Source organism: Kaistia sp. SLG-1, from assembly GCF_059699055.1.
The window spans coordinates 4236366-4250994 of record NZ_AP048544.1 but is presented as its reverse complement, the minus strand read 5'-3'; the positions used below and the strand labels follow the sequence as shown (position 1 = coordinate 4250994).

The window sequence follows — 14629 nt, the reverse complement described above, 5'->3', positions numbered from 1 at the left end:
CGCGCGGGCTCCGCAATTTGGCAATCGAGCCCGATTTTCCCGATCGACGCGCGTTCCTCTTACCTCGCCCTGAGGGAGAGGTCGGAGCGAAGCTCCGGGTGAGGGTTTAGGGAATTCTCCGGTGAGGCCGTAAACCCTCACCCGCCGGCCTTCGGCCGTCGACCTCTCCCTCAGGGAGAGGTGAAAAAAGCTATCGCCTCCATTCTATGCATCGCGCTGAGGACGGGCTCCCTGTCATGCGCTAGCATTCCCGAAACAGGCACCGCGCCGGGAGGGAGGATCCCCGGCGCGGGACGTTCGCAGCGAGCTGCGGACGGCCGCGAGGGAGGGAATGCATGCCTGACTATGTCATCGTCGGCGGCGGATCCGCCGGCTGCGTGCTGGCCGCGCGGCTCAGCGAGGATCCGGACGTCTCCGTCCTGCTGCTGGAGGCGGGCCCGCGCGATACCGATCGCTACATCCACATGCCGGTCGGCTTCTTCAGGATCTCGGCCGGGCCGCTTTCTTGGGGCTACGAGACCGAGCCCGGCAGGGCGATCGAGGGCCGCACCATCGTCTATCCGCAGGGCCGCGTGCTCGGCGGCGGCAGCTCGATCAACGCCCAGGTCTTCACCCGCGGCTGTCCGGAGGATTATGACGCCTGGGCCGAGGAGGAGGGCTGCGCGGGCTGGTCGTTCCGCGAAATCCTGCCGCTCTTCCTCCGCTCTGAGGACAACGACACCTTCGCCGGCCCCTATCACGGCCGTGGCGGCCCGCTCGGCGTTTCGAGCGGCACGCCGCATCCGTTGACGCGCGTGTTCGTGCAGGCGGCGCAGGAGGCGGGGCTGCCGTTCACCGCCGATTTCAACGGCCTCCGGCAGGCCGGCACCGGCTATTACCAGACGACGACGCGCGGCGGCCGGCGTTGCAGCACGGCGGTCGGCTATCTGAAGCCGGCGCTCGGCCGGCCCAATCTGACGGTGCGCACCGACGTCCTGACCCGGAGGATCGTGATCGAGAACGGCCGCGCCATCGGCGTCGAGATCGCGGGCGAGGACGGCAGGAGCGAGGTGGTGCGGGCCGAGCGCGAGGTGCTGGTCACCGCCGGCGCGATCGGCTCGCCGAAGCTTTTGATGCTCTCCGGCATCGGTCCGGCCGCGCATCTCGCCGAGCACGGCATCGCGGTTGTCCAGGACCTGCCGGGCGTCGGGCACAACCTGCAGGATCACACCAATATCGACGTCGTCTACGAGCTCACCGGCCCCTACAGCTTCGACAAATACAAGAAGCCGCACTGGAAGCTGATGGCGGGGCTCGAATATTTCGCCTTCGGCAAGGGGCCGGTCGCCTCGAACATCGTCGAGGGCGGCGCCTTCTGGTGGGGCGACCGGGCCGAGAAAACGCCGGACCTGCAGTTCCATTTCCTGCCCGGCGCCGGCGTCGAGAAGGGCGTCGGGACGGTTCCGGGCGGCAATGGCTGCACGCTTAACTCTTATCACCTCCGCCCACGCTCGCGCGGGTCGGTGACGCTGCGCTCGGCGGACCCGAACGACGCGCCCCGGATTGACCCCAACGCCTTCGCCGATCCCTATGATCTCGCGCGCGCCGTCGACGGCGTGAAGATCAGCCAGGAAATCATGGCGCAGAGCGCGTTCCGGCGCTTCATCCGGCGCGAGCATATTCCGGGCCCCGGCGTGCGCTCTTCCCGCGAATACCAGGATTTCGCCCGCCAGGCCGCCCGCACCGCCTACCACCCGGTCGGCACCTGCCGGATGGGGCATGGCGAGGACGCCGTCGTCGATCCGGAACTCCGCGTGCACGGCATCGCGGGCTTGCGCGTCTGCGACAGCTCGATCATGCCGCGCCTCGTCTCCTCCAACACCAACGCGCCGACCATCATGATCGGCGAAAAGGCGTCGGATCTGGTGCGCGGCAACCGGAGCGCGCGGCCGGCGGAGCTGGGCGAGGCGGTGAGGGCGTAGGGGTTTCCTTCTCGCCTCTCCCCGAGGGGAGGTTTGGGGAGCCTCTCGACGTCATCTTATCGAGGATCTCGCCTCGTGCGTCGCCCCACGCTTGCCGTCATCCCGGGCTTGACCCGGGATCCATTTCCACCGGGTTGTGTGCCGCATGAGCCCCCGAGCGCGTGTCGACATGGATCCCTGCTTTCGAAGGGATGACGGAGGAGGGAGCTCCCATGGCGTGTGGTCCTCCAAGTGGATCTCGCCTCGTGCACAGCCCCACGCTCGCCGTCATCCCGACCTCCGAGCCGGCATCCATTTCCGCCGGGTTGGCCGACGCGTGAGGCTCCGGTTCTCCCATTCCCAACCTCGACCATCATCCTGAGGTGCTCGGCGAAGCCGGCCTCGAAGGACGGTCCAGGGAACGCCCCTGATTTGGAATGCCGGACTTCGTCTGCAAGCCGGGTGGCCCGCTGGATCCTCCTTCGAGGCTTCGCTTGCGCGAAGCACCTCAGGATGATGGCGGAGCGGGTTAATCGGCCCGAAGGGCTGAGCCCCTTCAGCCGCTATGCATCATGCCGGCGCCGCAGGGACCGCCGGAGTGCCGGGGCCTCGCTCCCATTCCCAACCCCGAACCAACCGACGCCGGCGGCCTGCTTGTTCGGCCGAGCCGGAATCCTCAAATCGTCTTCAGCATGCCGCCGTCGACGAAATAGGTGGAGCCGACGGAGTAGCTCGCGCGGTCGGAGCAGAGGAAGACGAAGAAATCGGCGACCTCTTCCGGCGAGGCGAAGCGGCCGATCGGCGCGTTTTCGCGGGCGAGGTTGTCGAGATAGCCCTTCCAGTCGCCGCCCTTGTCGGCGGTTAGCTGCGTCGCCGTCTTGATCCAGTCCGGCGTCAGCACGAAGCCGGGATTGATCGCGTTGACGCGGACATTGTCCTTGATGAACTCGGTCGACATCGTCTTCGACGCCATGATCAGGGCCGCCTTGGTGACGTTGTAGATCGGCTCGTACCAGAGCGGCTGCGTGGCGCAGATCGAGGCGTTGTTCAGGATGACGCCGCCGCCGCGCTTCTTCATCGAGGGCACCAGCCCGCGCGCGAGGCGCACCGCCGCCATGACGTGCAGGTCCCAGTAGAACTGCCACTTGTCGTCGGGGGCCTCCAGGATCGTCTCGTTGCTGCCGGTGCCGGCATTGTTGACGAGGATGTCGGCGCCGCCGAAGGCTTCCTCGGTCGCGGCCAGCAGCCGGTCGCAGCCGAGCGCGGTCGAGACGTCGCAATCGACCGCGACGACCTCAACCGGATGCGCCGCGAGGATTTCCTCGCGCGCCGCTTCCAGCCGGCCGCCGTCGCGCGCCGCGAGGACGACATGCGCGCCTTCCTTCGCCAGCCCCTTGGCGACGGCGAGCCCGATGCCGATGCTGCCGCCGGTGATGACGGCGACCTTGTCGCGCAGTCCGAGATCCATGATTCCGCCTCCCTGACGCGCCCCGGCCGCGAGGCGCCGATTGTTCCGGTCGTCGCGATCCGCCCCTCCGGCGATCCGCTCCCGCGGGACGGCGTTGGCGCGCCCGTCCGCGGCTGGTTCTGGCGTCGTCGTCCTTCGGACGTTCCGCAGCGACCCCTTGTGTTTTCTGGCCTCGGCTAGCTGTGCACGCGGCTTTCCGGCTGTCAAACGGATGCCTCACACCAGGCGGAGAGCTGTCAGATGCGGCGCGGGCGGGACAGGGGCTCGACTACCCTTGCGTTGGTCAGGGCAAGAAACCGGAAAAATCGCCCTGTTCCCCATGCCGCCACGTCCGGTTGACGCGCGCCGCATCCAGAGAGGCAACCGGTTCGGCCGGCGTTGGTTCCCGTTCGATCCGCCACGGGAGCAGCGCGGAAAAATGCCGCGCGTTTTCGACCCGCCGGCCGGCCGATTTTGGAACGCTTGCCCTTGCCATCCGCGCCCGCGCCCGCGATGTTTCGGGCATCGAGGACATCGCGCCGGCCGCGGCGTCGCCTTCCCCCGGGGCGAGCCGAACGAGCCCGACGAGCGATCCGATCAGAGGTGACCCATGACCGCCCGCCGCAGCTTCCAGTCGCTCGCCCATTGGGGCGCGTTCACCGCGCATGTCGAGGATGGAAGGCTGGTCGGCGTGTCGCCCTTTTCCGAGGATCCGCAGCCGAACGACCTGATCGAGGCCTGGCCCGAAATGGTCTATGCCGACAATCGCGTCCGCCGCCCGTCGATCAGGCGCGGCTGGCTCGAGACGGTCGGGCGCGGCCTGCCGCATCCCGGCCATGGCCGCGGCGACGACAGCTTCGTCGAGGTGCCGTGGGACGAGGCGCTTGAATTCGTCGGGCGCGAGGTGGAGCGCGTGCGCAGCGAATATGGCAACGCCTCGATCTTCGGCGGTTCCTATGGCTGGGCGAGCGCCGGCCGCCTGCACCATGCCCGCACGCTGCTGCATCGCTTCCTGAGCACGCTCGGCGGCTGCACCGGCCAGGTCACCAATTACAGCTATGGCGCGGCGATGCGGCTGCTGCCGCATGTGCTCGGCTCCGAGGCGGCGGTGTCGGGTCCTGTGACCGACTGGCCGGCGATCCTCGAGCATTGCGAGCGTTTCGTCGCCTTCGGCGGCATCGCCGGCAAGAACTGGAAGATCCAGTCGGGCGGCGCCGGCCTGCATCCCTATGGCGAGTGGATGGAGAAGGCGGCGGAAAGCGGCATTCGCTTCACCAACATCTCGCCGCTCCGCTCCGACACGGCTTCCGTGCTCGACGCCGAATGGATCGCCATCCGGCCGGGCACCGACATGGCGCTGATCCTCGCCACCGCCTGGCTCGTGCATGCGCGCGGCAAGACGGACATGGATTTCGTCACGCGCCACTGCGTCGGCTTCGACCGCTTCCTCGCCTATCTGCAGGGCGCCGAGGACGGCATCGCCAAGGATCCCGCCTGGGCGGCGCCGATCACCGGCCTGTCGGTCGAGGCGATCACGGAATTCGCCGAGAGCCTGTTCGATCGCCGCGTCATGCTGAGCGCCGCCTGGTCGCTGCAGCGGGCCGAGCATGGCGAGCAGCCCTATTGGGGTCTGGTGGCGCTGGCGGCGATGCTGGGGCAGATCGGCCTTCCCGGCGGCGGCGTCGCCTTCGGCTATGGCTCGATGAACGGCATGGGCAATCCCGTCTACGACCTGCCGATCGCCGGCATGGCGGTGCCGAAGCGGGCCGGCGACATCAAGATCCCGGTGGCGCGGATCACCGACTTGCTCCTGAAGCCGGGCGAGCCCTGCGAGTTCGACGGCCGCACCTTCCCCTATCCCGACATCAAGCTGATCTACTGGGCCGGCGGCAATCCGTTCCACCACCACCAGGACCTGTTCCGCCTGCGCGAGGCATTCCAGCGGCCGGAGACGATCATCGTGCACGAGCCGTGGTGGACGGCGACCGCCCGCCATGCCGATATCGTGCTGCCGGCGACGACGCCGCTCGAGCGCAACGACATCGGCGGCTCCTCGCGCGATCCCTACCTCTTCGCCATGCACAAGGCGATCGAGCCGGTCGGCGAGGCGCGCGACGATTTCGCCATCTTCTGCGCGCTGGCTGATAGCCTGGGCGTCGGCGAGGCGTTCCACGAGAACCGCAGCGAATCCGAATGGCTGCATCTGATCTACGACCGCTTCAGCGAGGCGATGTCGAAGCGGAGCTTCAACCCGCCTGACTTCGACACCTTCTGGGAGGCCGGCCACGTCCGCATTCCCGATCCGAAGCAGGGCTTCACGCTCTACGAGGCGTTCCGGAACGATCCGAAGGCGCATCCGCTGAATACGCCCTCGGGCAAGGTCGAGATCTTCTCCGAGACGGTCGCCGGCTTCGGCTATGCGGAATGCCCGGGCATGCCGGTCTGGCGCGCGCCGTCGGAATTCCTTGGCTCGGAACTCGCCCGGCACTATCCGCTGCACATGATCTCCAACCAGCCGGAAGACAAGCTGCACGGCCAGATGGACGCGAGCGGCCCGAGCCGCCGCAACAAGGTGCGGGACCGCGCCGGGCTGATCATGAACCCGGCCGACGCCGCCGCGCGCGGCCTCATCGATGGCGACGTCGTGCGCGTGTTCAACGATCGCGGCGTCTCGCTCGCCGGCCTGCGGGTCTCCGAGGACGTGATGCCGGGCGTCGTCTGCCTGCCGACCGGCGCCACCTTCAATCCGGTCTCGGACGGCAAGGGCGGCTGGATCGAGAACCACGGCAATCCGAACGCGCTGACCAAGGATATCGGCACGTCGCGCCTCGGCCAGGGGCCGAGCGCGCAGACCTGCCTGGTCGAGGTGTCGCGCCACGAGCAGGAGGCGGCGCCGATTTCCGTGCTGGCGCAGCCCGAGATCGAGGCGGCCGCCTGAGCGGACGAGACAGAAAAACGCCGCCGCTTCGCAGCGACGGCGTCCGAGTGGCTCGTGAGCGTCACGCCTGGCGGCGGATGTCGACCACGACCTCGTTGTCGTCGCGCAGCCGGCCCGCATAGGCGGCGGCGACGGCGGCGATGAAGGCGCCGACGAGGAGCGACACGACCGTCAGCAGCGCCGTCGTCAACGCGGCCTTGCGGGCGGCGTCGGCGGCTTCCTTGGCCTTCACCTTGAGCGCGTCGATCTGGGCCAGCACGTCGTTGACGCGCTTTTCGGCGTCCGCCTGCGGCAGGCCGGTGCGGCTCGCGACCATCTGGGCGAGATAGGCCTTGTCGGCGGCGGGGAATTCGCCCGCGGCCGCATCCTGGATCAGGATGCGCGTGACTTCGCTGCGCGTCGCGGCGGAGTCACCCTGCGGCGGCGGTGCGGCCTGGCCGGCATTCGGGCGGAACATCAGATCGACGAAATAGCCGGTCGGATCCGCATTGCTGGAGCCGGCCGATTGCGTCGCGCCCTGGGCAGCACCCTGCGCCGCGCCGGAAACGAGCGAGGTCGTCGTCTGGACACCCTGAGAGACGACGGCGCCGATCGCCGACGACAGCAGCACGGCAACCAGAAGCGTCGCGACGCACCAGGCGATGAAGCCGTGCACCGTATCGCGGAAGAAGACTTCGTCGGTGTGCAGCCCCGTCCATTTGGTGCGCAGGCGGCCGGTGATGTAGCCGCCGAAGGCCGAGGCGACCCATTGCATCACCACCAGCCAGATCACCGTCGAGACGGCGAAGGTGGTGGCGGAGGCGCCGCTGCCCCAGGGGGACACGACGGCGAGGCCAAGCCCGGAGCCGAGCAGGGCCATGACCAGCGTCACGGCCATGGCGGCCGCCGCGCCGGCCAGGATGGCGCCCCAGGATACGGCGGATTGCGACGACTCGGTTTGTGCCGCCGAGGTTTCGACTTCGAGAATGGCCATTTCGTCCCCCTATCGGAAGAAGAGGGCGAGAAGAATGATAATGGGGATCGGAACCCCAAGCAGCCAGAGCAATATACCGCGTCCCATGCCAGCCTCCTGTTCGAGATTGCGCTGGAAAACGATGTGGCAAGTGTTTTGGTTCCATCGCGGCTTCGCGAGAATCCGGGATCGCCCCGAGGGTCCGATCCTCGTGAATATTCATCGATGTTTGCTGCTCGGGCAGCGCCTGTCGAGTTGGGTCGTGCGGAACCATGCGCCGGGCGGATGCATTGTTCGTCGAGCAATTCGAAAGGACTCCGACATGAACAAGCATCTCATCGCCCTGACCGTCTTCGCCGCTCTTGCCGGTCCTGTGATGGCCGGTCCCGTCTTGGCACAGGATGCGCCGGCGCCGCAGGAGACGGTGGGCATCGCCAAGGTCGATCCGTCGACGATCGCCACCGGCTGGCGCGCTTCCAAGATCATCGGCTCGACGGTCGAGAACGAGAACGGCGACACGATCGGCACGGTGGACGACCTGATCCTCACCGCCGACCAGCAGGTGCCGTTCGCCATCCTCTCCGTCGGCGGCTTCCTCGGCATCGGCTCGAAGCTCGTCGCGATCTCCTATCTCGACCTCGACACGACCCAGAAGGGCAAGACGATCCTGAAGGGCGCGACCAAGGAAAGCCTGACTTCGGCGCCGGAATTCAAATATGCGGAGTGACGCGGCGGCCTATCCGGCCGGCCCCGACATTCACGAAGGATTAACCCTGCCGGGAAGGTTCGGTTCGCGTCTTGATTTGAAGGGCATTGCGGCACCAAATTGAATCCGGGAAAGCGCGGGGAGGAGCGTGTTGGGTTCGCCATTTGACGCCGCGCGGCCATTGGCCCCGTCGGTGAGAGACGATGAAGTACAGCCAGCCGAAAGCGGCGAGACGAATCCGATCAGCGGGTTCGTCGATGCGCTTCCGGCTGCGATTTACGTCGTCGACGCCGCCGGGAGGATCACGGCCTACAACGAGGCGGCTTCAGCGCTCTGGGGGCGCCGGCCGGCCCCGCGCGAGGCGATGTGGAGCGGTTTTCATCGATTGCTGCGCCCGGATCTCACGCCGATGCCGCTCGAGGAAAGCCCCGTCGTCACGACCCTTCGGGAGGGACGGGCGATCGTCGCCGCCGAGGTGATCGCGGAGCATCCGGACGGTAGCCGCGGCTTCTACCTTTCCTATCCGAAGCCGCTGTTCGATGCGGAGGGGCGGGTCACCGGCGCCATCGACATGCTCGTCGACATCACGGAGAAGAAGCGGAGCGACCTTTCCGCCGCGCGGCTGTCGGCGATCGTCGAATCCTCGCACGACGCCATCGTCAGCAAGGATCTGAACGGCATCATCGCGACCTGGAACAAGGGCGCGGAGGCGCTGTTCGGCTACAAGGCGGAGGAGGTCATCGGCAAGCCGATGACGATCATCATTCCGCCCGATCGTCTGGAGGAGGAGCCGGCGATCCTGGAGCGGATCCGGCGCGGCGATCTCGTCGACCATTTCGAGACCGTGCGCCGGCGCAAGGACGGCAGCCTCGTCGATATCTCGCTGACGATCTCGCCCGTGAAGGATCCATCCGGCGTCATCGTCGGCGCGTCGAAAGTGGCCCACGACATCACGGAGCGTCGGGTCGCCGAGGAGCAGCAGCGGCTGATCCTCCGCGAGATGAGCCACCGCATCAAGAATCTGTTCGCCATCGCCGCGTCGATCCTCGCGATGAACGCCCGTGTCGCCGAAACCCCGGCCGAGCTGGCGAGATCGGTGCGCCAGCGCCTCGACGCGCTGACGCGGGCGCATGAACTGACGCGGCCGGGACTGATCGACGATAACGGCGTTGCGCGCAGCGGCGCCAGCAGCCTGAGGGAGCTGCTCGAGGCGATCTTCCTGCCCTATGTCGCCGAGAGAGACGGCAGCATCCGGACGGGCCAGATCCACCTCGAAGGCGAGGATGTGCGTGTCGGCGGCGGCGCCGTTTCCAATCTCGCCCTCGTCTTCAATGAGTTCGCGACCAACGCGGCCAAATATGGCGCGCTGACCGCCGAGGGCGGGCGCGTTGGGGTTCGCTGGACGGTGGAGGGCGACAAGGTCCGCGTGCTGTGGCAGGAGGCCGGCGGCCCGGCGATCGAGCAGCCGCCGGTTCGCCGCGGTTTTGGCAGCACGCTGGCCGATCGCATCATCGCGGGCCAGCTTGCCGGAACGCTGGAGCGCGAATGGCAGCGCGACGGGCTGCGCCTGCTGCTGGAGCTGGACCGCGCCCGGCTCGGGTGAACGACGCTAACCCGTCATCCGCCACAGCGCTTCCGACACCGTCTGGATGTCGTAGGGCTTGGCGAAGAAGGCGCATTCGGACGGCAGCAGGTCGGGCTTCGGCGACTGGTGGCCGGAGACCAGCACCAGCTTGACCGGCGGCCAGCGCTCGCGCACGGCATGGGCGAGGCGGATGCCGTCCATCGATCCCGGCATGTCGACGTCCGTGAACAGGACGGTGATTTCGGGATGGGTTTCCAGAAGCTGGATCGCCTGGTCGGCGTTGGCGGCTTCGAGGACCGTGAAGCCGGCATCGCTGAGTTCGTCCGCCGCCGCCATCCGGACCAGTCCTTCGTCCTCGACAACGAGGACGACAGGGGGCGTTTTTCTACTCGTCACGACAAAGAGCCCGGCATTATCACCCTCACGTCGCCGCCTCGATCTCCGATACGCACGATCGAAGTACCCCTGAGCGACTTATTCCCATCCAACGTGATGCCCGCATCATCGTTCCCATTCCGTTACGGCATCTCCATGCCGCGGGCCGGCATTCTCTGCCTTGATCCCCCGGTGCTGGTTTCTTCTTCCTTAACCCACCGGCACTTCGCCCCGAAACGCGGGAAAATCAACCGCTTGTTAACCATAGTTTAAGCCGCGTCGAGGCAGTTTCGCGGAGGCTCCGGCGGCTCTCCAGCGGCCGGGCGGCGAGGGGTTTGGGGCGCGGAATGATGGTTCGGGGCGGTTGCGGATCGGGTCGGTCGGCGGGGGACGAGACGCGTCCTTCCGCCAGGCGCTTGCGCCGGCTCGCCCTCGGCGCCGCGCCGCTCTGGCTCGGCCTGGCGCTGCCGGGCGGCGCGCATGCGGCCGAGACCACGGTCTATGACGGCACGCAGTCGGCCGGCTCGGCCGAGATCACCGCGAACCAGGGCGACGCCGTGATCTTCAACGATCAGAGCACGGCGGGTCAGGCCAACATCATCAACAATTCCGGCAGCAGCACGAGCTTCAACGACGAGAGCACGGCCGGCCAGGCGTTGCTCACCAACAATGGCGGCAGCCTGACCTTTTCCGGCGACAGCTCCGCCGGCGGCGCCACCATCGTCAACAATGGCGGCGGCGAACTCTCCTTCTCTGGCAATGCCAGCGCCGGTGGCGCGATCGTCACCAACAATGGCCGTACGCTCTTCAACGAGAATGCGACGGCCGGCGGCGCCACCTTCGTCACCAATGCCAGCGGCGTGCTGACCTTTGCCGACAACGCCACGGCCGGCACCTCGATCCTCACCGTCAACGGCCGGATGGAGTTCGAGAACACGAGCTCGGCCGGTGGGGCGGAGATCACCAACAACCAGACCGGTATCGTCGATTTCCTCGACTTGAGCTCGCTCGGCGCCGCCCGGGTCAACAACAGCGGCGCGCTCAATTTCTCCGGTACGAGCGGCGCCGGCACGGCCGTCATCACCAACAACGCGACCGGCGCGATCGTCTTCGCGGGCTCAAGCTCGCTCGGCGAGGCGACCTTGTTCAACAATGGCGCCGTCACCTTCAAGGGCAACGCGACCGCCGGCGAGACGCAATTCGTCGTCAACAATGCCGGCGGCTCCATCCAGTTCCTCGAGACGAGCACCGCCGGCAGCGCCCGGCTCGTCAATGACGGCTCGCTCGCCTTTTCTGGCACAAGCTCGGCCGGCTCGGCCGACCTGATCAACAACGGCTCCGGCTCCATCCGCTTTTCCGGCACCAGCACGGCCGACCAGGCGACCATCAACAATGGCGGCTCGCTCGCCTTCTCCGGCCAAAGCTCGGCCGGTTCGGCCAAGATCACGACCGGGCCGGGCGGCGTGACGACCTTCGCCGATGCGGCGTCCGGCGGTACGGCGAGCCTGCAGATCGACAAGGACCCGGTGTCCGGCGTTGCCGGAACCGTCGATATCTCGCAGGTGACGACCGGCTCGATCGGCGTCGGCTCCATCGCGGGCGCCGGAAATCTGCGCCTCGGCGGCAATCAGCTTTCGGTCGGCAGCAACAACCTCGCCACCACCTTCGCCGGCGCCATCACCGACGGCGGCATCGGCGGCGGTAAGGGCGGTTCGCTGGTCAAGGTCGGCACCGGCACCCTCGAGCTCGGCGGCACCAGCAGCTATACCGGCCGCACCGACATCCGCGAGGGCACGCTGCAGGCGGGCGCCGACGACGCGCTGGCGCACCGCTCCGCCTTCACGGTCGCCGACGGGGCGACGCTCGATCTCGCCGGCTTCAAGGCGACGATCGGCTCGCTCGCCGGCGCCGGCGCGGTGACGCTGAACAATGTCGCGAGCGAACTCCGCGTCGGCGGCGACGACACCTCGACGGTCTTCTCCGGCATGATCTCCGGCGAGGGCGGGCTGGTGAAGTTCGGCTCCGGCACGCTGGCGCTGACGGCGACCAATTCTTACCAGGGCACCACGACGGTCACCGGCGGCACGCTCCGCGTCGATGGCGACATCTCCACTTCCGCCAGCGTCGTCGTCGGCGTGGGCGGCACGCTGAGCGGCACCGGCACGGTCGGCCCCGCCACCATCGCCGGCGTGCTGATGGGCGGTGACGGCGTCGCGCCGGGCACGCTCACGGTCAAGGGCACGCTCGTGCTCGAGGAAAGCTCGATGCTGCGCACCGTCGTCAACGCGACCGGCATGAGCGCGGTCGCGGTCGAGGGCGACATCCAGCTCGACGGCGGCAGCCTGCGCCTCGCGGTCTCGGCCGTGCCGCTGCAGGTCGGCACCTCCTACACCATCCTTTCCGCCACCGGGCAAATCACCGGCACGTTCGGGAGCACCTTCTCCGACTACGCCTTCCTCGACCCGACGATCGACTACAACCTCGCCTCCGTCGCCATCACGCTTGATCGCAACGCCACCAGCTTCGCCTCGGTCGGCGCGACGCCGAACCAGAGGGCGACGGGCGGCGCCATCGAGAAGCTGGCGAGCGGCAATCCCGTCTACGACGCCGTGCTGACGCAGGACGTCGCCGGCGCCCGCGCGGCCTATGACAACCTCTCCGGCGAGATCCACGCCACCGCGCTCGGCAGCCTGCAGGCGCAGAGCGAGCAGACCCGGGCGACGCTGCTGAACCGGATGCGCAATGCCGGCTGGGTCGAGGGCTATACGCCCTGGATGACCGGCTATGGCGCCAAGACCGATTTCGACGGCGACGGCAACGCGGCCGGCGGATCGCGGTCCTCGGCCGGCATCATGGCCGGCATCGACAGGACGACCGACAATTTTCGCGTCGGCGTCGCCTTCGGGGCGGACAAGGGCAAGGTCACGGTCGACGAGCGCGCCAGCAAGGCCGACATCGATTCCTACGTTCTCGCCGGCTACGGCCAGTGGAACCAGGACCAGTGGCGCGTGCGCGGCGGCGCGGCGATGGCGCTGCACCAGCTCGACGTCGAGCGCCGGATCGACGTCGCGCCGCTCGCCGGCACGGCGAAGAGCCAGTATGACGGCTGGACGGCGCAGGCTTTTGGCGAGCTCGGCTATGTCGTGCGCTTCGGCGCCAGCGAGGTCGAGCCGATGGCCGGTCTTGCCTGCGCCCGGACCGAGCTCGACGGCTTCAGCGAGGACGGGGCGGGCGCCGCCAACCTCTCCTCCGACGGCTCGTCGCTCTCCGGCTGCGTCACCACGCTGGGCCTGCGCGCCGGCCATCGCTTCGCCCTCGACAACGGGCTCTGGATCCGGCCGCGCATCGCCGCCGCCTGGTCGCATTCGCTCTCCGGCACGACGCCGGTCCTCGACATGGCGTTCGCCGGCGGCGGACCCTTCCAGATCGCCGGCATCGGCGCCGCCAAGGACGCCGCGACGGTCGACGCGGGCGTCGATTTCGGCATGGTGCACGGCGCCAGCGGCTTCCTGAACTATGCCGGCCGCTTCGCGGCGGGCGAGGACAGCCACGCCGTCCAGCTCGGCGTGCATATCTCGTACTGAGGAGGACTGCCAGAAGGCTCCGCCCCTTCCTCACCCTCCGTCGTCATCTCCGCGAAGGCGGGGATCCATGCAGCCGAGGCCTCGGGCGTTTCGCGTCGGCCAACCCGGCGGAAATGGATCCCGGCTCGGAGGCCGGGATGACGGCGAGCGCGTTGCGGGCGCCGCGCTTCGCCGACGAGGTGAAGGGAAGGCATTTCGACCTCGCTGCCCCCAAACCACACCGCGCGATAAATCGGTGCCCGACGCAGGTATCGTGTCTCGTCCGCTTGACGCGTGTGACGTTTGTTGATGATCCTCATACCGCATGACGTAAAGTCTGTTGGGGGTCTCCTTTGAGAATCGTTCGCGTCGCGGCCCTGGCGGCCGCCATCGTCCTTCCCGCCGCCTCAGCCAGCGCGCATTTCCAGGAAATCCTGCCCTCGACCGACAATTTCGGCGAGGACGACACGGAGCTGGTGCTCGATCTCGTCTTCACCCATCCGATGGATCGCGGCCCGACCATGGAAATGGCGAAGCCGGCGCGCTTCGGCGTCGTCACCGAGGCCGGCGAGACGGACCTGCTCTCGACGCTGGTCGAGGCGCCGCATGACGGCAAGACGGCCTGGAAGGCGACCTACAAGCCGGCGAAGCCCGGGAACTACACCTTCTTTGTCGAGCCGAAGCCCTATTGGGAGCCGGCCGAGGGCAAGTCGATCATCCATTACGCCAAGGTGGTGGTCGACGGCTTCGGCTGGGGCTCCGACTGGGACCGCGCCGTCGGCCTTCCCGTCGAGATCGAGCCGCTGGCCCGTCCCTATGGGCTGTGGACCGGCAACCTCTTCAGCGGCATCGTCCGCCGCAATGGCGAGCCGGTGCCCTTCGCCGAGGTGGAGGTCGAATGGGTCAACGACGGCTCCGTCACGCCGCCGGCCGACGCCTTCGTCACGCAGGTGGTGAAGGCGGACGGGCAGGGGGTGTTCCACTATGCCCTGCCGCGCGCCGGCTGGTGGGGCTTCGCGGCGCTGGTCGACGCCGATTATCAATTGCCGGATCCCGAAGGCAATCCGAAGCCGGTCGAGCTCGGCGGGCTGATCTGGGTCAAGGCCGTGGACATGAAGTAGCG

General features: G+C 68.0%; 9 protein-coding genes. 6 read left to right on the top strand and 3 right to left on the bottom strand.

Features of this window, described 5'->3' with window-relative positions; translation table 11 throughout:
• Positions 1 to 335: 335 nt before the first annotated feature.
• Entirely contained in the window at positions 336 to 1961 is a 1626-nt protein-coding gene (locus AC6HZP_RS19640) for a GMC family oxidoreductase (RefSeq protein WP_497524209.1), read from the top strand.
• A gap of 655 nt (positions 1962 to 2616) precedes the next feature.
• Here AC6HZP_RS19640 and AC6HZP_RS19635 read toward each other — a convergent pair.
• Complete coding sequence (locus tag AC6HZP_RS19635; RefSeq protein WP_497524208.1) at positions 2617 to 3408, bottom strand: SDR family NAD(P)-dependent oxidoreductase; 792 nt, start codon at positions 3406 to 3408, stop codon at positions 2617 to 2619.
• Positions 3409 to 3997: 589 nt separating this feature from the next.
• Between AC6HZP_RS19635 and AC6HZP_RS19630 the strand changes: the two genes are divergently transcribed.
• On the top strand, positions 3998 to 6325 hold the full coding sequence (locus AC6HZP_RS19630; protein ID WP_497524207.1) for a molybdopterin-dependent oxidoreductase: 2328 nt from the start codon (positions 3998 to 4000) through the stop codon (positions 6323 to 6325).
• A gap of 61 nt (positions 6326 to 6386) precedes the next feature.
• On the opposite strand, the gene AC6HZP_RS19625 is transcribed toward AC6HZP_RS19630, so the two are convergent.
• Positions 6387 to 7298 carry a hypothetical protein gene (locus AC6HZP_RS19625; RefSeq protein WP_497524206.1) on the bottom strand — a complete coding sequence of 304 codons (912 nt, stop codon included), beginning with the start codon at positions 7296 to 7298 and terminating at the stop codon, positions 6387 to 6389.
• 301 nt (positions 7299 to 7599) lie between these two features.
• Between AC6HZP_RS19625 and AC6HZP_RS19620 the strand changes: the two genes are divergently transcribed.
• Positions 7600 to 8004 carry a PRC-barrel domain-containing protein gene (locus AC6HZP_RS19620; protein ID WP_497524205.1) on the top strand — a complete coding sequence of 135 codons (405 nt, stop codon included), beginning with the start codon at positions 7600 to 7602 and terminating at the stop codon, positions 8002 to 8004.
• A 172-nt stretch (positions 8005 to 8176) separates the two neighbouring features.
• On the top strand, positions 8177 to 9586 hold the full coding sequence (locus AC6HZP_RS19615) for a PAS domain-containing HWE histidine kinase family protein (RefSeq protein ID WP_497524204.1): 1410 nt from the start codon (positions 8177 to 8179) through the stop codon (positions 9584 to 9586).
• Between the two features lie 6 nt (positions 9587 to 9592).
• Here AC6HZP_RS19615 and AC6HZP_RS19610 read toward each other — a convergent pair whose 3' ends face one another.
• Complete coding sequence (locus AC6HZP_RS19610) at positions 9593 to 9964, bottom strand: response regulator (protein ID WP_497524203.1); 372 nt, start codon at positions 9962 to 9964, stop codon at positions 9593 to 9595.
• A 395-nt stretch (positions 9965 to 10359) separates the two neighbouring features.
• On the opposite strand from AC6HZP_RS19610, the gene AC6HZP_RS19605 reads away from it, so the two are divergent.
• Positions 10360 to 13527 carry an autotransporter outer membrane beta-barrel domain-containing protein gene (locus tag AC6HZP_RS19605; RefSeq protein ID WP_497524202.1) on the top strand — a complete coding sequence of 1056 codons (3168 nt, stop codon included), beginning with the start codon at positions 10360 to 10362 and terminating at the stop codon, positions 13525 to 13527.
• Positions 13528 to 13865: 338 nt separating this feature from the next.
• Positions 13866 to 14627 (top strand): DUF4198 domain-containing protein, encoded by a 762-nt coding sequence (locus AC6HZP_RS19600; protein WP_497526830.1) that lies wholly within the window; start codon positions 13866 to 13868, stop codon positions 14625 to 14627.
• Positions 14628 to 14629 lie beyond the last annotated feature (2 nt).